Source organism: Lachnoanaerobaculum saburreum DSM 3986, assembly GCF_000185385.1.
Classification (GTDB): domain Bacteria; phylum Bacillota; class Clostridia; order Lachnospirales; family Lachnospiraceae; genus Lachnoanaerobaculum; species Lachnoanaerobaculum saburreum.
The window spans coordinates 182351-205066 of the sequence record NZ_GL622296.1; the positions used below are offsets into that span (position 1 = coordinate 182351).

23 protein-coding genes and 1 pseudogene are annotated in these 22716 nt (G+C 34.8%); 2 read left to right on the top strand and 22 right to left on the bottom strand.

Translation table 11 applies throughout. The features are described 5' to 3' along the window. Nucleotides 1-8: 8 nt before the first annotated feature. Nucleotides 9-152: a hypothetical protein gene (locus HMPREF0381_RS15245; RefSeq protein WP_242824370.1), complete on the bottom strand. Its 144-nt coding sequence runs from the start codon at nt 150-152 to the stop codon at nt 9-11. Here HMPREF0381_RS15245 and HMPREF0381_RS00930 point away from each other — a divergent pair. Then, a complete protein-coding gene (locus tag HMPREF0381_RS00930; protein WP_242824371.1) occupies nt 133-1824 on the top strand; it encodes an ABC transporter permease in 1692 nt (563 codons plus the stop codon). The genes HMPREF0381_RS15245 and HMPREF0381_RS00930 overlap by 20 nt on opposite strands. Nucleotides 1825-1895: 71 nt before the next feature. Here the strand turns inward: HMPREF0381_RS00930 and HMPREF0381_RS00935 are convergent, their stop codons facing one another. From HMPREF0381_RS00935 to HMPREF0381_RS00955, 5 genes are all read right to left on the bottom strand, one after another. Beyond that, a complete protein-coding gene (locus tag HMPREF0381_RS00935; protein ID WP_008749971.1) occupies nt 1896-2300 on the bottom strand; it encodes a hypothetical protein in 405 nt (134 codons plus the stop codon). Continuing rightward, nucleotides 2300-3331 carry a phosphodiester glycosidase family protein gene (locus HMPREF0381_RS00940; protein ID WP_008749972.1) on the bottom strand — a complete coding sequence of 344 codons (1032 nt, stop codon included), beginning with the start codon at nt 3329-3331 and terminating at the stop codon, nt 2300-2302. Before HMPREF0381_RS00940 ends, HMPREF0381_RS00935 begins: the two co-directional genes overlap by 1 nt. Before the next feature lie 13 nt (nt 3332-3344). Next, nucleotides 3345-4406: a bifunctional glycosyltransferase family 2/GtrA family protein gene (locus tag HMPREF0381_RS00945; RefSeq protein ID WP_008749973.1), complete on the bottom strand. Its 1062-nt coding sequence runs from the start codon at nt 4404-4406 to the stop codon at nt 3345-3347. Continuing rightward, complete coding sequence (locus HMPREF0381_RS00950) at nt 4403-6244, bottom strand: carbohydrate-binding domain-containing protein (RefSeq protein ID WP_008749974.1); 1842 nt, start codon at nt 6242-6244, stop codon at nt 4403-4405. The genes HMPREF0381_RS00945 and HMPREF0381_RS00950 overlap by 4 nt, the downstream gene beginning before the upstream one ends. Nucleotides 6245-6454: 210 nt before the next feature. Further along, nucleotides 6455-6976, bottom strand: coding sequence for a cysteine hydrolase family protein (locus tag HMPREF0381_RS00955; RefSeq protein WP_008749975.1), 522 nt, complete (start codon nt 6974-6976; stop codon nt 6455-6457). Between the two features lie 221 nt (nt 6977-7197). On the opposite strand from HMPREF0381_RS00955, the gene HMPREF0381_RS00960 reads away from it, so the two are divergent. Further along, nucleotides 7198-7644, top strand: coding sequence for a hypothetical protein (locus HMPREF0381_RS00960; protein ID WP_008755046.1), 447 nt, complete (start codon nt 7198-7200; stop codon nt 7642-7644). Nucleotides 7645-7968: 324 nt separating this feature from the next. Here HMPREF0381_RS00960 and HMPREF0381_RS00965 read toward each other — a convergent pair whose 3' ends face one another. From HMPREF0381_RS00965 to tnpA, 16 genes and pseudogenes are all read right to left on the bottom strand, one after another. Continuing rightward, on the bottom strand, nt 7969-8829 hold the full coding sequence (locus HMPREF0381_RS00965) for a zeta toxin family protein (protein ID WP_008749977.1): 861 nt from the start codon (nt 8827-8829) through the stop codon (nt 7969-7971). Then, the gene (locus tag HMPREF0381_RS00970; protein WP_008749978.1) at nt 8829-9041 is read right to left on the bottom strand and encodes a hypothetical protein; all 213 of its coding nucleotides are present in this window, start codon (nt 9039-9041) and stop codon (nt 8829-8831) included. The genes HMPREF0381_RS00965 and HMPREF0381_RS00970 overlap by 1 nt, the downstream gene beginning before the upstream one ends. A gap of 200 nt (nt 9042-9241) precedes the next feature. Continuing rightward, the gene (gene galT / locus HMPREF0381_RS00975; protein ID WP_008749979.1) at nt 9242-10729 is read right to left on the bottom strand and encodes a UDP-glucose--hexose-1-phosphate uridylyltransferase; all 1488 of its coding nucleotides are present in this window, start codon (nt 10727-10729) and stop codon (nt 9242-9244) included. Nucleotides 10730-10794: 65 nt separating this feature from the next. Continuing rightward, nucleotides 10795-11352 (bottom strand): chromate transporter, encoded by a 558-nt coding sequence (locus HMPREF0381_RS00980; RefSeq protein ID WP_008749980.1) that lies wholly within the window; start codon nt 11350-11352, stop codon nt 10795-10797. Next, complete coding sequence (locus HMPREF0381_RS00985) at nt 11349-11906, bottom strand: chromate transporter (protein ID WP_008749981.1); 558 nt, start codon at nt 11904-11906, stop codon at nt 11349-11351. The genes HMPREF0381_RS00980 and HMPREF0381_RS00985 overlap by 4 nt, the downstream gene beginning before the upstream one ends. Then, the gene (gene mgrA, locus HMPREF0381_RS00990; RefSeq protein WP_008749982.1) at nt 11899-12897 is read right to left on the bottom strand and encodes an L-glyceraldehyde 3-phosphate reductase; all 999 of its coding nucleotides are present in this window, start codon (nt 12895-12897) and stop codon (nt 11899-11901) included. Before mgrA ends, HMPREF0381_RS00985 begins: the two co-directional genes overlap by 8 nt. Before the next feature lie 17 nt (nt 12898-12914). Further along, nucleotides 12915-13574: a YoaK family protein gene (locus tag HMPREF0381_RS00995; RefSeq protein ID WP_008749983.1), complete on the bottom strand. Its 660-nt coding sequence runs from the start codon at nt 13572-13574 to the stop codon at nt 12915-12917. 103 nt (nt 13575-13677) lie between these two features. Next, entirely contained in the window at nt 13678-14418 is a 741-nt protein-coding gene (locus tag HMPREF0381_RS01000) for a hypothetical protein (protein WP_008749984.1), read from the bottom strand. Between the two features lie 179 nt (nt 14419-14597). Beyond that, nucleotides 14598-15266, bottom strand: coding sequence for a hypothetical protein (locus HMPREF0381_RS01005; protein ID WP_008749985.1), 669 nt, complete (start codon nt 15264-15266; stop codon nt 14598-14600). A gap of 19 nt (nt 15267-15285) precedes the next feature. Next, nucleotides 15286-16440, bottom strand: coding sequence for an SseB family protein (locus HMPREF0381_RS01010; RefSeq protein ID WP_008749986.1), 1155 nt, complete (start codon nt 16438-16440; stop codon nt 15286-15288). A gap of 12 nt (nt 16441-16452) precedes the next feature. Further along, nucleotides 16453-17088 carry a hypothetical protein gene (locus HMPREF0381_RS01015; protein WP_008749987.1) on the bottom strand — a complete coding sequence of 212 codons (636 nt, stop codon included), beginning with the start codon at nt 17086-17088 and terminating at the stop codon, nt 16453-16455. A gap of 60 nt (nt 17089-17148) precedes the next feature. After that, nucleotides 17149-18957, bottom strand: coding sequence for a hypothetical protein (locus HMPREF0381_RS01020; RefSeq protein WP_008749988.1), 1809 nt, complete (start codon nt 18955-18957; stop codon nt 17149-17151). Between the two features lie 18 nt (nt 18958-18975). Continuing rightward, the gene (locus HMPREF0381_RS01025) at nt 18976-20388 is read right to left on the bottom strand and encodes a hypothetical protein (protein WP_008749989.1); all 1413 of its coding nucleotides are present in this window, start codon (nt 20386-20388) and stop codon (nt 18976-18978) included. Nucleotides 20389-20409: 21 nt separating this feature from the next. Beyond that, the gene (locus tag HMPREF0381_RS01030) at nt 20410-21096 is read right to left on the bottom strand and encodes a hypothetical protein (protein WP_008749990.1); all 687 of its coding nucleotides are present in this window, start codon (nt 21094-21096) and stop codon (nt 20410-20412) included. A gap of 52 nt (nt 21097-21148) precedes the next feature. Then, nucleotides 21149-22252, bottom strand: a complete 1104-nt coding sequence (gene tnpB / locus HMPREF0381_RS01035) for an IS200/IS605 family element RNA-guided endonuclease TnpB (RefSeq protein ID WP_008749991.1) — start codon at nt 22250-22252, stop codon at nt 21149-21151. 17 nt (nt 22253-22269) lie between these two features. After that, nucleotides 22270-22533 (bottom strand): annotated as a pseudogene (gene tnpA / locus HMPREF0381_RS01040) (IS200/IS605 family transposase); the annotation flags it as partial. Nucleotides 22534-22716: the final 183 nt, after the last annotated feature.

The window sequence follows — 22716 nt, forward strand, 5'->3', positions numbered from 1 at the left end:
TTTAAAAATTATTTATACCACTTTTTAAGCTGTGTATTCTCCGTTTTTATCTTCTTCTTATTTTCAACCTTGGCAAAGCACCCGGCATTAAAAATAGTGGAGTCCGGAAGTGCTATAGGTATCATATTATTTATGGCAAGTATAGTATCCATGCTTTTTTCTTTTGTGTTGATTTTATATTCTGTCAGCAATTTTTTAAGAAACAGAAGTAAACAATTTGCAATCCTGAATATTATAGGTGCAAGCAAAGGGCAGTTTAATAAGCTCATCTTTTTTGAAAATATTATAATTTCAATATTTGCACTGCTTGTCGGAATAATAACCGGCATTATTTTTTCAAAAATCTTTTTGATGATTGCACAGTCAATGATAAACGGATTAAATTTATATTTTTATTTTCCTCTTATTCCGCTACTGCTCACCGTTTTTCTGATGGGAGGATTATTTTTACTTATATCATTGATTTCTCCTGTAATTTTAAGAAAGAAAAGGATAATAGACCTTCTAAAAAAGGAGGAACTGGCTGAGAAAAATTATTTTTTACTTTCATTGGCGGCAGTTATAGTTATATTATCTCCTACGATTTACTTCCATATCAAAAAGGAATTTTTTACATTTATTTATATATTGGACTTGCTGTCCTGTATCAGTACCTCTTATTTTATTTTTAATCTTATTTTTAATGTATATAACTTTTTTATGGAAAAAAGCGGGCGTATTTATGTAAATAATAATTTGATAAAGCTTAGCAATTTTAAGTATAAGGTAAATACAAATATAAAAACCATGGCTGCTACTATGATTTTGTTTTCCATAATACTTACCGCCTTTGTATATATAGTTGGTGCACCGATGAATGTTACCGAAGATACAGAAAAGATAATGCCCTATTCATATATGTACGCAAACTGGGAAGACGAAGCAGAAGGAGAAAGAAAGGCCAAACTGATAGCAGATGAACTTAAATCTGCGGACGGCTTTAAAAAGCTGACCATCTCCTATTCCGAGTTGAAAAATAAAGCAAGAACTGTAAGACATATCATTTTATCAAATACTATGTATAATGAGGTGGCAGACTTTTTAAACAGAAAAAAGATTAATCTCTCTGATAATGAATATTTCCTTGTAGGAGTGGACGGAAAAAGCAAGCCTATATTACCTGATGTTGTAAAAAATGAGATTTCAGGTCATGGTATCACAAAGGAAATAGGAACTGATAAAAGAATAATTTCAATGTCAGGATATTTTACAAGTGTTACTGTCATTTCTGATAGAAGCTATGAATCAATATCATCCGCCTTGGTTAAAGATAGAATATATGCTTTTACGCAGAGTAATTTGACAAATGGCGGCAGTGAGGATTTGGCAAATATAAAAAAGCTTATAGGATTTGAAGAGGGAAAAGAAAGCCTGATATCTTATATTTTTTATTATGACATCGAAAATCTGACAAGAAGACTGGTTTCTTATGTGGGAAGTATATTATGTATATCATTTTTAATAGGAATAGCAAGTATTATATACTCAAGACTTTATTCTTCTGTAGAAGAAGAGAGCAAAAAATACAGCATAATGATAAAAATGGGACTTAGCAAAGATGAATTAAAAGATATACTTGCAAGTACATTAAGGTGGCTGTTTATTCTACCTTTTATGACGTCACTTATTATATCATGGATTATTATCAGTATTGTGAATCAAATGATAGTAACATCATATACCAACTTAACTATAATTTGCAGTTTTATATATCTGCTTACAGAGTTCATTCTATATATGACTATAAAAAGAAAGTATCAGGAAAAAATATTAAATAATATTTAGACAAATGTTAAAGCACATAGTAAAGAGATTAATCATGTTGCTATGTGCTTTAACTCTTTCTTTTTTCAGTATTACTTTAATTCAGAAGCAGCTTTCCCATCCTCTTTTAAAATATCCTCACTTTTTTTGTTCTTTCCCAATGCCGTCATTACACCGGCAATAATACAAAGTACAATGCCTACTGTCAAATAAATCATTTCAAAATTTCCGCTTGTGCCATATATATCAAGTACTCCTTTATATAACGAACCTACTGTAAGTGTTGCTATACCACATTTCCATGATAATTTTGCACTGTCTGAGATTTCTCTTTTTATAAAAATATTTATAAGACTTGGAATAAAAAGCCCTATAAACGGTATCAAGAATGCAAATACCATAAAATTTGAATATACACCATGTGAGAAATATTCATATATCTGAGAAAATATAAATATAAAAGTGGAAATACCGAAGTAAACAAATAATTTTTTCATCAGCTCTCACCTCCTATATATATGATATCACTGACTGCCCTTTCCTGATTGGAATGTCCGTTTGTAGTAGGATTATTTATAATTTCCCCTTTAAATACCATGGTAGAAGAACCGCCACCGTCCAGGTTATATGCATCCACTACACCAATCTCCTTCATAAAACTTGCAAGCTCATATAGACTAAGTCCTGCACTCTCACTTGTCCTTCCGTCGGAAACTACAAATACATAGTGATTGTTTCCCAAATATCCGACAGCAGTTCTTGGATTACTTGCCATTGCCATTCCCACCTCTTCATTTTCACCTACTGAAATCTCACTGTTATTTAAAAGTACAGGTCCAAATGAAAATACCTGCAACGCTCCGGCTTGTAAAAGTTGTTCTGCACTTGTCTCACTCTCTGAAACAAACTTAAACTCACCGTTTTTTTGTATTACCAGAGCATCTCTGTCTCCGGAAGTATTGCGATACAATTTGCTGTTTCTTATCACATATCCGCTCTGTCTTGCTCCATAGTAGTCTCCATTGATTGCCAAAACGGCATTATTTTCATCTGCAATATCTGAAGTTGTATCTGTGATATTTCTTCCATAAGTATTATTTGCCAATGCGGTTTTTAATGCAGATGCATCCGATACTGTAATATCGGCAACATATATATCACTGTCATAAGCTCTATACTGCTTCAGCGTAATACTTGTCTTACTGTCTGAATACTCCCCTATAACGGTTCCTCCTTCAACGGTTTCGGTATCATTTACTGCGCTGCTGCCGGTTTCTTCTGTTTCGGCACTTACTTCCTTATCTGTAGACTCTGTATCTGTTACAGTACCGTTTCCAAGTTTTTCTTTTATTGCAGCTTCCACACTTTCTTTTATATTTGAAGTTTGTGTAGTTTCTGCTATTGCATTTATCTCTACACTCTGCATAGGACGCGGTATCACAAATGTATCTAACAGTGCATATGTACTGAAAGAAAATAAAAGCACACCATGTAATACTCCAAGTCCTTTTTTATTAAATTTTTTCATATCTTACTCCATTCTATATATTAAACAGTCGCTCCGGTTTTTGCTGCACTTTTGAAAACACAAGTTTTTTCTGTACCAAATATGATAAAGTAAATAAAATCACCTCTGTAAGTATTTTCGCAATATATGCATTTATCCTAAAGGTCTCCACTATTCCACGAAGTATAAGGGTATTCATTACAAATATAAATGCGGCTAATCCCAGATACTTCAAATATTCTTTACCTCTTAATCGGCTCTTTTCACCCTCTTCAAATACAAACCTCTTATTGATAAAGAAGTTAAAATGTAAAGATATAATTCTGGCAAAAGCATTTGAAAATAAAATATTTCCTGATATAAGCAAGCCGATACTATATACTAAGAAATCAACAATAAATGAAAGCATTGAACTTCCACAAAACTTTATAATCTGACTGTATATCCTTACGGAGTCCTTTACCGTATCAAAATGGCTTTCTTCATTATCATTGATATAAATCGTTTCTATAGGGTATTCTTTTATCTTCATACCTTTCTTTGCAAAGTCCAGCAACATGTTCATTTCATATTCATATCTTTCACCGCTTATATTCAGCAACTCCGGTATCAGACTCTTATGAAATACCCTCATTCCTGTCTGAGTATCTTCAATATCCACTCCTGTAGATATTGAAAATACCTTTTTTGTAATATAATTACCTATCTTTGAACGAATCGGCGAATCCTTTGTTTGTTCTCTTGAGCCTAAAATCAATATATCTTCATTTTCTATGGATTTTTCAAGTAGATATACGGCATCTTTTAATGAATGTTGTCCGTCCGCATCCAATGTTATCACTACAAAGTCATCTTCTATTTTATTTAAGTAGAAAAGACCTTCTTTCAAAGCCGCTCCTTTTCCTTGATTTATATAAAATCTGATAATCTTTGCCTTGCTGTTTTTCTCAAGTTGAGAAAAGAGGGGAAGATATTCTTCCCCTGAGCCGTCATCTACCACTACTACCTCTATTCCTCTTTTTTCCAAGGATTGCACAAAATATATCAAATTTTCATTTGGCTTATATGCCGGTATTAGGGCAAATTTTCTCATCATGTCTCCTTTCCGGAATCATTATCCGAATTTTTATTATTCTTTTGTTTATTCTTTTTCTTCTTTGAATCACCTTCATTTTTGTCATTTTGATTGTTATCACTTGGATGCTGATTCATCTGTGGGCCGTCTCCCTGTGGCGGCATCGGTGGGCGATTATTATCATTTTCTCCCTGTCCTTTCATCTGTGGCGGCTGTCCCATTCCACCTTGTTCTCTGTCATTTCCGTTCATCTGCGGCGGCTGTCCACCTTGACCTCTTCCATTGCCATGTGGCGGCTGATTTTGGTTTCCACCTCCCTGCGGCGGCTGTCCCATTTCGCCTTGTTCTCTGTCATTTCCGTTCATCTGCGGCGGCTGTCCCTGTTGACCTCTTCCATTGCCATGTGGCGGCTGATTTTGGTTTCCACCTCCCTGCGGCGGCTGTCCCATTCCGCCTTGACGATTTCCAACAGTATTTGAGCCGCTCTTTAGTGTTACAGAATCTTTACTGTCTCCCACACTTATATTATATTTCTTTCCGCTTTCAAGCTTGTCGCTGCTATAAAGCACTGCATTATAGCTCTGAGTCTGATCGGATGATGAAAATATTTCATTACCTGATTCATCACTAAGTTTTATAGTACTTCCCTGTGCAGCATTGTTATCAAGATAATATATAATACTTGACTGTGTAGAGTTATTTCCGTTAAATCCCTCAAACATACCTGAGTTACCTGTAGCAAGTATACTTCCGCCTGTGATTGTAGCAGTTCCATCATAGTCAACAGGTGCATTACCACCGTCAGACGGACCGTCTATAACTATATTTCCTCCTGTGATATTCAAATCTCCGTTTGAGTCTATACCGTCACCACCCGGAATCACCTTTATATTTCCTCCTGAAATATTTATAGCATAATTTGCCTGTGTTCCGTCCTCAGTATCTCCTGCTGCATTAATACCGTCATCGCTTGAATTGACTATGACATCTCCACCTTCAATATTTACAGTTATTCCTTCAAGTCCCTCATTTGAAGCTGCTACATTTATCTTCCCTTCCTTGACAGTAAGTGTATTGTCGGCATGTATTGCATCATCACCTGCATTTATATTTATTTCACCGTTTTCTACAGTTACATCACCTTTAGAATGGAATGCATCCTCCACCGTAGTAACATCGAATTTGCCGTTTCTTACTGTTAAACTTGTCTTTCCGTTAAGTCCATGGTGCGAAGCTGTAACGGTATAATTTCCGCTGTCTACAGTCAAGCTTGACTTACTGTGGATGGCATCCTCATATCCTCCTTCTACAGTCAAACTGCCGCTTCCGCTAAGATTTATATCCGATTCACTGTATATAGCTGCATCATATGCCTTTGTAGAGCTTTCACCTGAACTGTTTTCATCTTCTGTATTGGCTGCTCTCATATCGCTTACCTTATTGTCAGTACCCTCGGCCAATATAATATTAAGTTTTCCATTCTTTACAACTATCGGTGCATCCTTTGAATTTGAAATACTGAAGTTGTTGAAAGTAAAGTTCACATCACCGTCAGTATCTATAATTACCTGACCTTCATCCAGACTGCCGGTAAAATTATAATTTCCCGCCTTGCTGACAGTTATTACATTTCCTTCACTGCTTATACCGTCACCATTTATACTGACGGAATTATTGTCTATGCTTACAGTGGCGGCACTTACTTCAGTACCCTGACTTTTATTGCTTACATTTGCACTGACAGTTGCAGCATCGGCATTTTTTCCTACATTGCTGCAAGCACCTAAGCTAAGCATCAATCCCACTCCTGCAAGAGACATCACAATTTTCTTATTTGTCTTATTTATATTCTTCTTCATATATATACCTCTATATACCTCTTTTTATGTTTTAAAGGTTTGTTTTCCTTTGATGTGTTAAGGATACAATCTCAAGCTGAAATGAAACTTAAAAAATCCGGATATTCTGTGAACAATCTGTGAAATCAAAAAAGCCCTACATACAAATAAAACTTGTATGTAGGACATCTAATAGTCAACTGAATTTTACTCAATCAAATCTTATATATATTATTCTATACTCACTTGGCAACTCCTTAGCGTTTCAAGCGCGGCATTATGCTTTTCTACAGTCACACCTGCACAGCAGGCAGCATCTACAATTATCTTTGTCTCCGGCAAAAATGCTTTTAACAGCAGAGCATTTGAAACCACGCATATATCTGTACAAAGTCCGACCAATTCTATTTCTATATCTTCCTTTTTTGCTATCTCCTTTATCTTCTCAGCCAGATCTACACTTCCAAAACTTGGCTTCTTAAAAATATTCTCAGGATCTATAAGCGGAGCTATCTCCTTATTCAACTCCCAACCTGATGTATGTTCTATACAATGTGATACCGGGAGATTTTTACCTTCCTGAGTATCAAGATAATTTTCCTTATGTGTGTCCATAGTTACAAATATATCTTTTTTATCATATCCTAAAATCTTTTTCTTAACAGCTTCTACAATGCCTACCGCTTCCTTAGTACCAAGACTTCCGTCAATAAAATCATTTTGCATATCTATAACAATCAATATTCTTCTCATAACAGCCTCCTAAAAAACTTTATGAAAGTATTATACCACAATTTTTTCAAGCTTGTAGGAAGCTTTCTCACTAAATACTTAAACTCAATACAAAATTTTATCTGTAAATCAGCATATGGTTACTTTGTATCATATTGAGAATTTGTTGATAAATTGTTAAGATTTTGCTATAATTGTCGTCAGTGATACTTCACAATTTATATTTTTCGGAGGAATTAAAAGTGAAAACATTTTTGACAATTCTTATTGTCATACTCGTTATATTGATTGCCGCCTTGGTTGCTCTCTATTTTTTTGGAAGAAAAATGGAGACAAAACAGGTAGAGTCACAGGCTGCTATGGAAGCTGCCAAGCAAACGGTTTCAATGCTTATTATAGATAAAAAGAAACTGAAGATAAAAGAATCAGGTTTACCTAAGATTGTATACGAACAAACGCCTTGGTACCTGAAATGGACAAAAGTCCCCATTGTAAAAGCCAAGGTAGGCCCTAAAATTATGACACTTATGGCGGATGAAAAGATATTTGCTATGATACCGCTAAAAACAGAAGTAAAAGCTGTGGTAAGCGGTATCTATATCTCAGATATAAAAAGTGTCAAAGGCGGAAAACTGATTAAGCCCGAGCCAAAGAAAAAAGGCTTCTTTGCAAAATTGTTTAAAAAATAGTTACTGCAAAAAGACTGTCACATCATTAAATGTGGCAGCCTTTTTTTGTTTTGTACTTATAAATTATATTACTACGTATCAGCATTCATATCAAGACCGACTATTTCTCGTACAAGTTCGCCCGGCGACTTTTGTCCATATTCATTCTCATATTCCTCTTTTGTTCCAATCTCTGACCAAAGCACCTCTTCAAATTCTTTTATATCATTTTTACTTAACGGAATTTTTGAAATTCTATTGATTAAAATACATGTTTTGGAACTCTTGTTATTCAGCTTTTATGTAAGTAAAATAATGTACCATAAAGTATACTTTTCGGTTTTACTATTCCGGATCAGGTAAATCTTCAGTGTGAACAGCTACTTTACTTTTAGTCTTTTCCTGAATAATAAAATTATTGGATATTTGGTTTACAATATCATTAATTTTATCATTACTAATGTCGAAAAACTTTTCTTTAAAAAATCTTTCTTTAACATCTTTAACTGTATTTTTACTTCCGGTTAATTGGTTAAGCCTATAAAAGTCGACTACTAAAGAATCGGTAGACTTGAAACCATATTTAGTAATCATATTTTCGATATTTTTTCTTTCATCTAATGGAATTATAGTATCTGCAATTATATTTTTTATCCAATCACAATCTTGCTTCAGACTTATAATATTAGAGCCATCTAATTGAGCTACCTTCTGTAAATCCCTATATTTAGAGTTATCATATATATATAAATTATCTACCAGTGGTATTACTTCCTTTAAATTTGATAAAGAGGTATTATAACGCCTTTCAATATCTTCTTTTGGTATACCATGACCACCTTTATTAACTCTGTCTGCAACTCTTTGAATAGCTAACTTTGAGCTTTCAAGTCCAATGTAATGTAACTTGATTTTAAAGCCTGACTTTTTTGCATTTAATATATTATTTATGATACTTCTTCCACTTAGTGTAGTTTCCTGATTGAATGAAATACCTCTTTTTATACAATCTTTAATTAAGCGTACAGCCTCTTTCATTGCTTCAGCTTGATCTTTAGCATTTCTCCAATCACCACCATTAGCAACTAATATTTCATCAGAATTAATTCTGACACCTAAGTTATCATGATATATATAGGGCGTATTATATAATGTTGATTTCCCTGAACCGTTTACACCGGCAAAAATTGTATATGTTGGCTGCATTAAAATATACCTTTATCAATTACTTCTCTAAATTGTTGGCTTAAAAATATATTACTAACAGAAGTAAAAAATTCAATCACATTTTTATCACCAATGGCAGTAAGTATATTATCTATACTTATATCCCATTCCGGGAATTTTTTACACTCTTCATATAATTCAAATATTTTAGAGACCACTTCTTCTTTACTAAGTTTTTTTTCTGTTTCCATAAATAACTCCTGTTCTAAAAGATTTTGACAAGGAATAGCTTATAATTTAATTATCCTTATGATCATCATGAGTAATAAAAGGATTGTCCATAGTGACTATAAAAGGTATTCCTTGTTCTCTTAATGATTGTCTTAAAAACACATTCACAGCACTTGATTAAATATAATAGTTGTAAGGCAAGCTGTGACTTATTTCTGATTTACAATGTTTTTATAAACCTGTCAAATGCTTCCTGTCCTTCTTCATCTCTTTTATATACTCCGGCACACTCAAGTACCTTTACAAATACCTTGCTGATTTCCGCCTGAACAATACTGTGAATATTTTCTTTTTCAAAGTTGTAATTATTTATCCACTCATCCACCCAGTCCGCGTGCTTTTGCAACACTTCATTACTGCGTATATCCTTCTTATCAAGTATATACTCCTCAAGCTCTTCCATCTCTCTTTTCAATCTGGCAGGCAATACGGCAAGTCCCATTACCTCAATCAGACCGATATTTTCTTTCTTGATATGGTGAAGATCCGCTGAAGGATGATATACACCCCATGGACTCTTTTGTGTAGTGATATTATTTCTAAGTACCAGGTCAAGTTCGTACAGGTCTTTACGCATCCTTGCAATAGGCGTTATAGTGTTATGAGGTATTCCTTCAGTCTCACTGAATATAAATGCAGACTCATCACTGTAGGTTCTCCAACTTGTCAAAATATGGTCGGCCGCATCTACTATCCTGCCGATATCCTTGCCCTGAAGTCTGATAACGGACATAGGCCATTTTACAATTCCTGCATTCAAATCCTCATAACCTTTAAGTATAAAAGTCCTGTCATATGGTGCCTTTGCCATTGCAAATACATATCTTCCACCTTGAAAATGGTCATGACTTAAGATAGACCCTCCCACTACCGGAAGATCGGCATTTGAACCGGCTGTATAATGTGGGAAAAGCTTCACAAATTCAAGTAATTTCTGAAATACAGCCCTGTCAATCCTCATAGGCTTATGTTCTTTGTTTAAGATAATACAATGCTCATTGTAGTACACATATGGCGAATACTGTAAAAAATAATCTTCGCCGTCCAATACTATCGGAATCACTCTAAGATTCTGCCTTGCAGGATGTGAGAAGGTTCCGGCATATCCCTCATTTTCCATACACAGTAAGCAACTTGGATATCCTGACTTTTTTGCAGCTCCAGCCTTTGCAATATCTCTCGGATCCTTCTCAGGCTTTGAAAGATTGATAGTAATATCAATAGGACCGTACTCCGTATCGGTTACCCACTTCTCATCCTTGGCTATGCGATCCGCTCTTATATAGTTTGACCTTTTACTGAGCTTATAAAAATAATCAGTTGCAAGTTTACTGTCTACACTGTATATTTCCTTAAATATTCTTCTTACAGTGGACGGCATCGGTGTCAGAAGCCCCATAATCTTAGTGTCAAAGAGATCTGTTGCAGTCACACTGTCGTCCTCAATAATTTTCTCTTTTACGGCAAAATCACACATATCCTTTAGAATATCTGCAAGCACTCTTTCTTCTTTGATTTCTTCTTTATCAAATTCCACTTGCTTAAACAAATCCAGTAAATTATTTGTTACAAATACTCTGTCGTCTTCATCCACCAAATGTTCTCTGATACCATAAGCCACAAGCTCATTTATAAGTTTGTTAATCATTACCTGCTCCTTAAAATAATCTATATCAAGTTAAAAATTATCTGTTTTTTAGCAATATTTTACTGTCAAAATTTTAAAATATTATATACAAGGTTCATTACTCCTGCAAAAGCCATCACAAATATCGGATTCTTATTATACTTTATCAAAAGTACCATGCATACAATAAATATAACAACCATATGCAATCTGATACTTTCTATTGTCATCTCATTAAGCCCGAATGCCTGCATCAGTATCTTTACACCTGATATAGCAATCATTGCAACAACAGCCGGTCGCAAAACCGCCAGTATCGATTGCAGCATTGACAATTTCCTGTACTTCATATACAGCCACGCTATCACAGTCACAAGTATTAAAGCCGGCAATATACAGCCCAAAGTCGCCGCCACTGCACCGAATACTCCTGCAATCCTTATCCCGACAAATGTAGCCGAATTTATCGCAATAGGTCCCGGTGTCATCTGTGATATGGTAATAAGGTCGCCAAACTCCGCCGCACTGAGCCAGTGATGTGTACTTACAACTTCACTCTCTATAAGCGGCATAGCGGCATAACCGCCTCCAAAGCTGAATGCACCTATCTTAAGAAAGCTTATAAAAAGTTTCAGATAAATCATACGGCCTTCTTTCCGGCCTGTACTAAAGTCTTTATAACGCCTATAAAAATACATAACAATATAATGTATATTATATTTATTTTAAAATATAGACTAAGTACAAAAACTGTCGCCATTATAATAGAACTTATTCTGTTTGCCTTTACAATATCAAAGCCCATCTGAATACTGACTGAAGCTATTACCGCTCCCACGCCTGCCTGCATACCGTCCAAGATATACGCTATAAATCTGTTTTCTCGAAACAATGTATAAAATACCGATATAATGGATATTATAATAAACGGAGGAATAACGGTTGCAACAGTAGCCACCAATACTCCGATTATACCTGCAAGCTTATAGCCCACCACTATTGCACCGTTAACTGCAATAGCTCCGGGAGCGGACTGTGCAATAGCCACCAGGTCAAGCATCTCATCTTCTTCAATCCAATGACATTCATCTACAAACTTATTCTTCATCAGAGTGACTATCACATATCCTCCGCCAAAGGTGAATGCACTTAGATACAATGTAGATAAAAAGAGATTGATAAGAACCTTTTTATTCATTGTCCTTCACAACCTTGTCTATTTTCTCTAATTCCTCATCACAAAACTCTATATTCCTTATAGCGGCTATGTTGTCAAGCACCTGCTCGGCCTTTGATGCACCTATCAGTACAGATGTTACAATATCATCTTTTAATATCCAAGCCAGAGCCATCTGTGCAAGACTTTGATTTCTTGACTTTGCCATTTCATTCAATTCTCTTATAGCATTTAATTTTTTATCTGTCAGATTATCAGTCTTTAGAAATCTTCCGTCAGTTGCTATTCTGCTGTCACTTGGCACACCGTTTAAGTATCTGTCTGTAAGAAGTCCCTGTGCAAGAGGACTGAATGAAATGATACCTTTCTTAAGTTTAGCCGCCATATTCTTTAAACCGTTATTTTCAATAGTTCTGTCAAATATTGAATATCTGTTTTGATTTATAATAAACGGCACATGGAGTTCCTCCAAAATCTTTGTGGCCTGCTCCAAGGTCTCACCGTCATAGTTTGACAGACCCACATAAAGTGCCTTACCGCTGTTTACTATCTGTGCCAATGCACCACAGGTTTCTTCAAGCGGTGTGTGCTTATCCATTCTGTGGTGATAGAATATATCTACATACTCAAGCCCCATTCTCTTTAGACTTTGGTCAATACTTGCAATAAGATATTTTCTGCTTCCGAAGTCTCCATAAGGACCGTCCCACATAGTATAGCCTGCCTTAGTGCTGATAAGTAACTCATCCCTGTACTTTCCCATATCTTCTTTTAGGATAATGCCGAAATTCTTTTCTGCACTTCCCGGAGCGGGACCGTAGTTGTTGGCAAGGTCAAAATGTGTGATACCGTTGTCAAATGCAGTAAATATGATTTCCTTCATATTTTCAAGATTTGAGTGATCACCGAAATTGTGCCACAGTCCAAGTGATACAAGCGGCAGCTTAAGTCCGCTGTTTCCACAGTGAGCATATCTCATCTGCTCATATCTGTCTTTACTTGCATAATACATAAAAAACTCCTTTCAAATCAATCTTCAAATTCTTTGAACATCATTATAAAAATATTTATCATAGCCAATGCGGCAAGTAATATAGCCTTTTCAGCCATAAACTTCACTGTAAAATATCCTATTGCAGTACCCAGTATAAAAACCGATATACATACATAGTAATATAAACCTTTTTCTATAGCATCTTTATCTCCGGACTTTATCCCATGATATAGATTCTGAGTTCCGTTTTTCAGATTACCTGTACACATGGTGGTAGCTATAGCTGTGCCCCTTATCTTCGGAAAGGTGGCAAACTGTATTCCCGATATCATAGATATTATGGAATTGGCTACTCTGTTCATTTCCTGCGGCAAAAATCCCACTACTATAAATGCACATATCTCAAGCAATACAAGTATCTGTCTCCAATGCACCATATTGATTCTTTCTTTTCTATATTTTATCATCTCACATATGCCCACACCTACAGCAAATGATACTATAGGTATCAGATAATTGACAGCTTCAAAAAACTTTCCTTCACATACCTTAAGTGCCATCAATATAATATTTCCGGTTTCGGCATTTGCAAAAACCTTTCCACGATTTATATATGAATATGCATCCATAAATCCACCTGAAAGTGCCAAAAATATTCCAACCATTATGGACTCCGATATCTGCCATTTCTTCATAGTCTTTCTTTCCTCTTTATCTATATCACTCTATTTTAGAACAAATTTTACATAAATAAAAGTAATAAAAAAGTATAACCCGAAACAGGCTATACTTTCTTATCTAATTTAAACTTGTAAATCCGTCAAGAGCCTTCTGTGCCTTCTCTTCAGAAGTACTGCTGGCTGTAATGATAGCCATAAAGTTTCCAGATTTAATATAAATCTGCTTTCTATATACAGTATAATCACCACTTGTATCGGTAGCATTCAGTGAAATAGTCTCTTTGCCGTTAAACTTCGCCTTATCACTTTCCACACTTACATTAACCATACCTGCCGACTTATACTGCTTTTGCAGCTTGTCTACCACATTTTCAAGCTCAGTCTCATTTTCAAAAGGTGTACCCATCTTCTCAATAACAACATTTACACTGCTTACACCTTTACCGTTCTCGCTGGTAGCATATACATCCATATATATACTGCTGTCCGCCTCCTCCTGTGACATACCTGACTGCTTGATAAAAATATCTCTCATCTGTGCAATATTGTCTCTGCTTTGCATCTTGTAACCGTTGGCAGTCGCATCAAACTTGATATTGAAGACAGTATTGGTATATACATTATTTTCTTTCCTCCCTCTGTAATACTGTATATCGTCTTCCGCATGGCTCTCCTCCTTGATAACTGCCGCCTCAGTAGTGGTTTCCTGTGTAGTAGGAGCCTCAGTCGTGGTAGGTGCAACCGTAGTGGTTTCAGCCACTGTGTCGGTATTTGCCGTACTTTCCTTCTTAGCATCATTGCTACAGGCAGTTATCATCACTGTTAAAAACAATAAAGGTATAAAAATATTTTTTTTCATATCAATACTCCATGTAATATACTCTTTTACATATAGTAAAATTTGTATGTGATTACTTTCTGATAAAATATTACAACAATATGATTAAAATGTAAATATTTTTTTAACCCAAGCTTGTTTAATTGTTAAGAAAAATAATATATAATTTTAAAATCTGTCTTAAAATACTTTTATTAACCTTATTTTGCCTTTGTGAACATATTTAAACAGTCAGTTATACCCTGTTCATTTGTATCATTTACAACTACAACTGCCACATGATCACCTGACTTTATAAAGACCTGTGTATGATACTGTGTCATATCACCTGAATTCAGCTTTGCATTAAGGCATGGAGCATCTTCTCCTAAAAATTTTATTGTAGAGCTTTCTATCTTCAGGTTTTCCTCACCTACTCCCTCATTGTCCTTCTTTATTGTAGCTACATTTTCATCTATATAAGATTTTATATCTATATTATCTTTTAAAACACCGAACATTACAACTCTTGTATAACTGTCATTGTATGCGTACATTTCCAATGTGTCATCATTTGACATCTTCCTCATTTCATTAAATTCTTCCGCACCCGCCATTACCATACCGGCAGCCTTGGCATCAAACTTTATATTGAATTCATCATTTGTATACACATCACCGTCAAGTGAGCCCTTTATTTTTGCAGCTTCAGCACTTACAGTTTCCTCACTGCTTTCTGAATCAGCCGCACTGCTTGCTTCAGTACTTGTGACACTGCTTTCTACAGTGCTTCCTTTTGTAGTTTCCGCCTTGTTGGCACCGCAAGCTGTAAAAAAAAGTGCCGATACCGTCAAAATCCCCGTTGCTATAAGTTTAAAATTTTTTCTCATTTTTCCTCCTGAATCTACTTTAACTCTTTTTATACAGTGGCGTCGGATTCATCTCATCTTTAGCAAAATCCGCCTGTTTTAAGGTCACAAAATCCAGATATACCACTTCTCTTAAAAGGTCTCTGCAACTGTTATAAATATCTTTATAATACTTTCTTACATCGCTGTCATCTATATCCGTTATTATAAGATATGACTTTGTACCTGTCTCATCCACTCTAAGCATCATATCTATTAAATTTATCTCGCTGTGAGCATTTCCGAATGCGACCAATCTCTTTTTTATAGCCGCTACTTCTTCATTATCAGGCGGATACCCCAAAAAAATTTTCTCTCCGCCCTTTGCAACCTTTGTTTCTATTTTGGCATCACCGAACTGACTTTGATATCCGGATGAATTCACTATATTATTGATATTTTCCGAATTCATATAGAACGACTGCGGACCGTAAGGATTGATAATAAATCCGCCTTCACCTTTTAAAAATCCCACAATATCGGGAAAGCTTTCAATAATTGTTTCCATTTTCCAATTTATCGCTCCCATATCCGACCATTTTTTCAAGGCGACCCAGTCTGTAAATACGGGAAGTGCATTTATTCCGCCTTGAAGTTCGATACCGTAGATATCTATCTTTGTATTTTTTTTCAAAACCGTACTGCCGCTTCCTTTAAAATCTTCAGACATTCTCACAGGCAACAGATAATGTGACATTACCATCTCTCTGAAAAACAGATTTATAAAGTCTTCATCATTATAGTTATTATCATATTCGTATAAAAGACCAAGTATATAAGGATTTTCTACAGCCTTGTTCACATCGGATTCTATTTGAAAGTCTATATTTGTAATCAAGGCGTATTTAAAATCATCACCCTTATCTATACTTTCAAACCCTATATTTGCATACGCATCCGTAACAGATTCGCAATCATTGCCTGCACTGTCTATAAGCCTTGCTATCTTTAGATGAGATACTTTTCCATCTTTAAACAGTACGGTAACATCCTCTTTTTTTACAGTACCGTAAACATCACCTTCAAGCAGTATACTTCCCTCGTCTTTACTGCCCTTTACCAACATGGTAAATCTTCCCTTAACTACTTTGTTTTCTTTATTATAATCAACACTTTTTTCGGATAAAAAAGCATCTTTTATCTTATCCCAAAACATATATACTCCGAGTTACTGCGCTTTTGTAAAGACGTTCAAACAGTCTTTGATAACCTTTTCATCTTTAGCATTTATAACTATAACGGATACATCCTTTCCGGACTCTAAAAATACCTGTGTATGATACTGTGTAACACCGTTTGCAGTCAACTTTGCATTTATACAAGGAGCATCTTTACCCAAAAATTTTATAGTGGTACTTTCCGCCTTAATATCTCCTGCACCCTCATTATCCTTATTGATTCTTGCTATATTTCCGTCAATATAGGCCTTTAAATCCGAAGTTATATTCACAAGTCCGAATAATACCGAGCTGCTGTTTGCAGTATCATGTGCATACATCTTCAATGTATCATCATGCGTCTTTTTTTGCATATCGCTAAGATCCTCGGCACTTACCATCTCCATATTTACAGCTTTTGCATCAAACTTTATATTAAATGCCTTATTGGTATATACACTGCCGTCATATGTACCGTTCATATCCTCAGTACTTGCACTCTCAGCGGTGCTTTCTACCGTACTTGCGACAGGACTCTCCGTCTTACTTTCAGCTTTACTCTCAGCCTTGTTACCTTTACAAGCAGTCATGGAAAGAGCAGACAAAACAATAACACCTACCATTATAAATTTAAAATTTTTCTTCATTTTTCCTCCTATATGCAAAATATACTTTTGCTTTAGTATACCACATAAATTTTATTTTATTTACTGATATTGCTGAAATAAATCAAGTCCTTCCTGTGCCGCTTTTTCATCCTTGCCGCTTGATACTATAATCATCATATAATCATCCTTTACTCTGAAGAGATATTTTTGACACTGTTTTGCAACTGTTGTATCCACATAAATATCCAAACATGATAATTCCTTACCGAGAAAATATGCAGTTGATTTCCTTACCTCTGAACTGTTCAGTTGGTCTTTTGAAACTTTACTAAGTTGACTTTCCATTACCTCTTTTTGTACGTCCAAATACTCATCCATAGGCATCAACATATCATTTTTTGCCAATGAGACACTGATTCTCTTTGTAGTGTCGTTATTGTCAATCGCAAACATATCTGTAAATGATTTGCCGTCTTCGATATGATTCTTTACAGCAGCTAAATCCGATTTATCTATGCCGCCATTTCCCATATTTTTAAGCCCTTCATCACTTACAAATTCCAGATCTGTTTTGCTTATATCAAACTTTATATCAAGCATCTTATTTGAATAAACTTTATCACTTATACTTCCAAGCACAAGCTCGCCTTCAGAGTCTTTAACCTCGGCTGTATTCTCACTGTCTTTTTTATTTGTATCATCAGATACACTTGTAAACGACTCCAAAACTTTTTTTGCCTCATCCTTATCTTCACCAAATGAATCAATAACCGCTACATATTTTCCTGACTGTATATAAACTGTGTATCTGTATATCTTTTTACCGCTACCGTCTTTTGACTCAACTTCTACACAAGGTACTTCTTTGCCGCAAAATTCCATTTCTGTTTTTTGAGAATTCTTTGTATTCTTATTAACCTTATCTATATAAGCATCTATATCGCTTTCAATATCATCTATTGAAATACCTATCTTACTTGATGAATCTCCATCCTTAGTTGCATACACAACTACCGGCGCGCCGCCCATTCCGATATATTTCAGCATATCTTCTTCAAGGTAAGCTTCTGTGGCACTCTTATATAATTCATCAAATTTATACCCGTTTGACTTTGCGTCAAAGCTTATATCAAATTGCTTATTTATATATGTTTCACCTATATACTCGCCCTTTGAAAATTCTATATCCGATTTTGTATCGTTTTTAGTCGACTCATCTAATTTACTGCTATTTACATTGTCATCAGATCCTGTATATTTTTCAAACATTCCTAAATACTTGTCAATATCCTCTTTCTTATCACCTCTTACATGAATTTCTACGAAATATTCACCTAACTGCTTATATAATGTAGAGTCGGCAACCTCTATTCCGTCCTCATCTATGATGATATCCACACTGAGCAGTTTATCTCCCAGAAAATCTCTTGTTGTCTTCTCTACTTTAGGATCTTTATATTTCTCTTTTTGCTCACCTTTTTGCTTTTTTACCTCATTATCAATATACTTTTCCAAGCCGCTCTTCATTTCATGGTGTATATCCTTATATATCTCTACCTCTATATAATTTCCCTTGTTTTTATTATCATGGGCTTCCATATCACCTATATAATAGCCCTTATCAAGTCTGTCATGTACGGCTTCCATATCGGATCTTTTTACAACTTTTTTGTCAAGTCTGTTTGTAAATTCCTCTTCAGCTGATACATCCATATCATTTGCATTTCCGTCAAACTTTAACTGAAGCATTTTACTTGTATACACTCCGTCAACTACTTTACCCAAAGAAATGTCCTCAGCTTTGAATTCACTGACAGTTTCACTTGATTTTTTATCAGCTTTTGCGCCACATCCCAAAAAGCAAAGTGATAAAACAACAACCATACCCAGTTTAAAACATCTTTTCATAGTCTCCTCCAAATATATTTATTTGTCAATTGTAAACATTTTAAATGCATTTTTTACAAATTCTTCATCACTTCCCATTGCTCCAATGGCTGCTGTATACTCTCCACATGGCATAATAATGTATCTCTCATAGTACTTGCTTTTATCATCTTTAGTTTCTACCTTACTTATGCAAATTAATTCTTTACCGTTAAAGTTGATTTTTTCTTTTTTATGTTCTACAAATACATTGTCCTTTTTATCAAAATAGAAATTTTCACCTGCTTCCTCTTTTGATAAGTCCACCTTCTTATCTATCAAAACAAGAACCGCATTGTCAAATGTGACATCATGTGCAACCATATCAAGAACTGAATTACCGGCATCAACATAATCTTTTTTATCTTTTTCAGAAACTACCCATGACGGATTTCCAAGAAGTTCAAGGTCATCATTTGATGCAAAAACCATATGTTTTCCGGTAATATCTATTTTTATATTCAAAGCACTGTTTGTATACACATTTCCATACGTTACGCCTGCACAAAAATCTCCTGTTGATACTTTATCTTCTCTACTTTCTTCAACACCGCTTTCTGCGGTACTGCTTTCTTCTGTCGTTTCTTCACTGCTTCCTTTAGTTTCTTTCCTGCTTTCTTCCTGTCTTTTTCTTCTGTCTCTTCTTTCAGACTTACTTTCTCTTGTTTCATCCTCTTTAGGTGAGTTCTTTGCTTTTTCAAAATCCGACTTATCAGGCTTTTCAAATATATCCAACAAACTCTGTGCATCATTGGCATCGTATGCGGATACATCTATAGTAACTATATAATCTTCATATTTTAAAAACAGCTGCTTTTCATAAAACATCGTATCCCTGACACCGTCATGTTCCCATACCGACTTTATTTCAATACCGGGTATTTTCTTACCTGCAACCTTTCCGTCCGTAAGATTAACATATGACTTTTCCATCATGTCAAATTCTTCCTCATCCTCTTTAAACATATCCTCATATTCACGTATTTGGTCAAATATATAATTGTTCAAAGTCTTAGAATCCGGAGCCTTTCGTATCGTGATACTGATACTTCTTAGGCCGTCTGTATCACTTGCTCCCATATCGCTGATTACGGCACCGTCCGCTATCTTTTCTTTTACCTCATCCATATCGGTTCTGTCATATACTGTGTCGTCATTATCTCCGATAAGACCTTCCTCATAATATATATCCATATTGTGGGACTTAGCGTCAAACTTCAGATTAAGCATCTTGCTTAGGTACACACCGTCATTGATTTCACCCAAAGAAAACTCAAATTTACCTTTCTTTTTATCTTTCTCATTAACTTCAACAGACACACCTTCATTATGTTCTCCACTATTACACCCTACCACCGATAACATAGATACAAGTAATATACCGCTTATAATACCCTTTAAACTTCTTCCCATAGTTCCCCTTTGATATCTTAATTATTCCTCAAGCTTTGTAAACATATCTATGCATTCACTTGCCTTTTCTTCACTTTCTGCATATGATGTTATCTCTGCGACATAATTTCCGACTTTTAAAAATACTATCTTTTGATATATAGTCTCTCCGTTTTCAGTTGCACCGACTGTTACATAAGGCATAACTTCACCCAAAAACTCTCCGCTACCTTTTTGTGTTTCAACTTCCATACCCATACCCTGTATACCCTTTTTTATTCCTACAACAGCTCTATTTGCATAAGTATCTATATCCTTTATATTTTCTTCCTTCTTTATCATTACACTTACAGATCCTTTTTCACCTTTAGCATACATATCAGAAAATTTTTTACCTGTATCAAGATATTCTTTTACTGCTGTAATATCCGATTCTTCTTTTCCTGTATCATAAAAGTTTTTATTTGCCTCTTTTTTACTTACAAATGTCATATTATTTGACTTTGCGTCAAACTTTAATCCGAACATCTTATTTGTATATACATCACTGTCTATCTCACCTATTTGGAGTTCAACATCTTCACCGGAAGTTTCCACGCTTTCAGCGGTGCTTTTTGTTTCATTTGAATTAGCCTTTGTCTTTGCACTTTCTACTTCTTCCTTATCGTCCAATATGTGAACTACCCATAGTCTAAAGCCTATGGGCTTCCTGCTTCGCTGACCTCGCAACCTACTATCTCCACAGGCGTTAATTCGGGCAGTCCCTGCCCTATCATTTTTATTATACTACTTGTCTTAATCCTTCTTCCAATATATTTTTTGCCGCATTGATATCTCTATCATGTTTTGTATTGCAGAAAGGACATATCCAATCTCTTACTTTTAGATCTTTTACATTTTTATTTTTATATCCACAACTAAAACATAGCTGACTGCTTGCATAAAATCTATCTATCTTAATATAATTTCTACCGTTCCATTTTGACTTATATTCCAGTTGCCTTGTCAGCTCATACCACGATACATCGTTGATAGATTTCGCTAAATTATAATTTTTTACCATATTTTTTATCTGTAAGTTTTCCGAAACTATCACTTGGTTTTCGTTTATAATTTCGCTTGAAATCTTATGCAGATAATCTCTTCTTGTATTAGTTATTTTCTCATGGCATAGTGCTATTTGTTTTCTTTTTTTCTGATAGTTCCCACTCCCTTTTATTTTATTTGCTAATTGTCTTTGCAATTTTACAAGCTTTTTCTCATATTTTTTAATTGTCTTCGGATTTTCATATTTCTTCCCATCTGATGTAATACATAAATCTTTTATTCCTAAATCCAATCCTATTTTCCCGTTTATTTTTACAAGTGGACTATGTTCAGTTTCTACAAGAACAGACACATAGTACTTGCCGCTTGGTACCTTAGATATAGTTGCAGCCTTTATCCAACCTGAAAATTTTCTATGTAATTTTATTTTTACCATTTTTAATTTTGGCAGCTTTATTCTTCCTCTATCAAAATCTACCGTTATATTCCCATTTGTAAAATTGGTTGTATATGATTGACGATTACTGTGCTTACTCTTAAACTTCGGATAACCTGCATGTTCTTTGAAAAACTTTTGATAAGCACTGTCCATATTATAAATTGCATTTGTTAAAGCAAATTTATCTACTTCTTTTAGCCATTCATAAACTTTTTTCAGTTCTCTATTGCAATAATTATTACAATCTGTTTTACTGACAGACTTTTTTTCTTTTTCATAAGCATCTTTTCTGTACGCAAGGGTTTGATTATACACAAAACGACAACAGCCAAATGTCTTTGCTAACTGTATTTCTTGCTCTTTGTTTGGATAGATCCGATATCTATATGCCTTTAACATTAAGCTCACCCGCCTTTCTACCCTTGATTTTCTATATATTGCTTTAACATTTCTTCAGAAACATTGCCTTCGCTACAAGCAAAATATCCATCCGTCCAAAATATATGTTCTTTCCAAAAATGATTCTTAAGATATTCTGTATGCTTTTTCCATATATGATATGTTGTATAGCTCTTAATTAAATTAACCACTTTACTTATGGATATTGTAGGCTCAGTTTCTATCATATAGTGTATATAGTCTTTGCCTGTTTCCATATATTTTATGATTATATTACTCTTCCATACTCCCATAACGCTAGTTATTGTATCACAAATATCTATTTTTTGCTACCTTAACCCACCGTCTACAGTGGTGAGGAATAAATGTTTTATATTTTTATCCCTACTTACCTTTTTTTACTTTCCGGCATTTTATCCACTACTGAGTTCTAAATTATTTGTGTTGTCCACTTTTTATGGGCG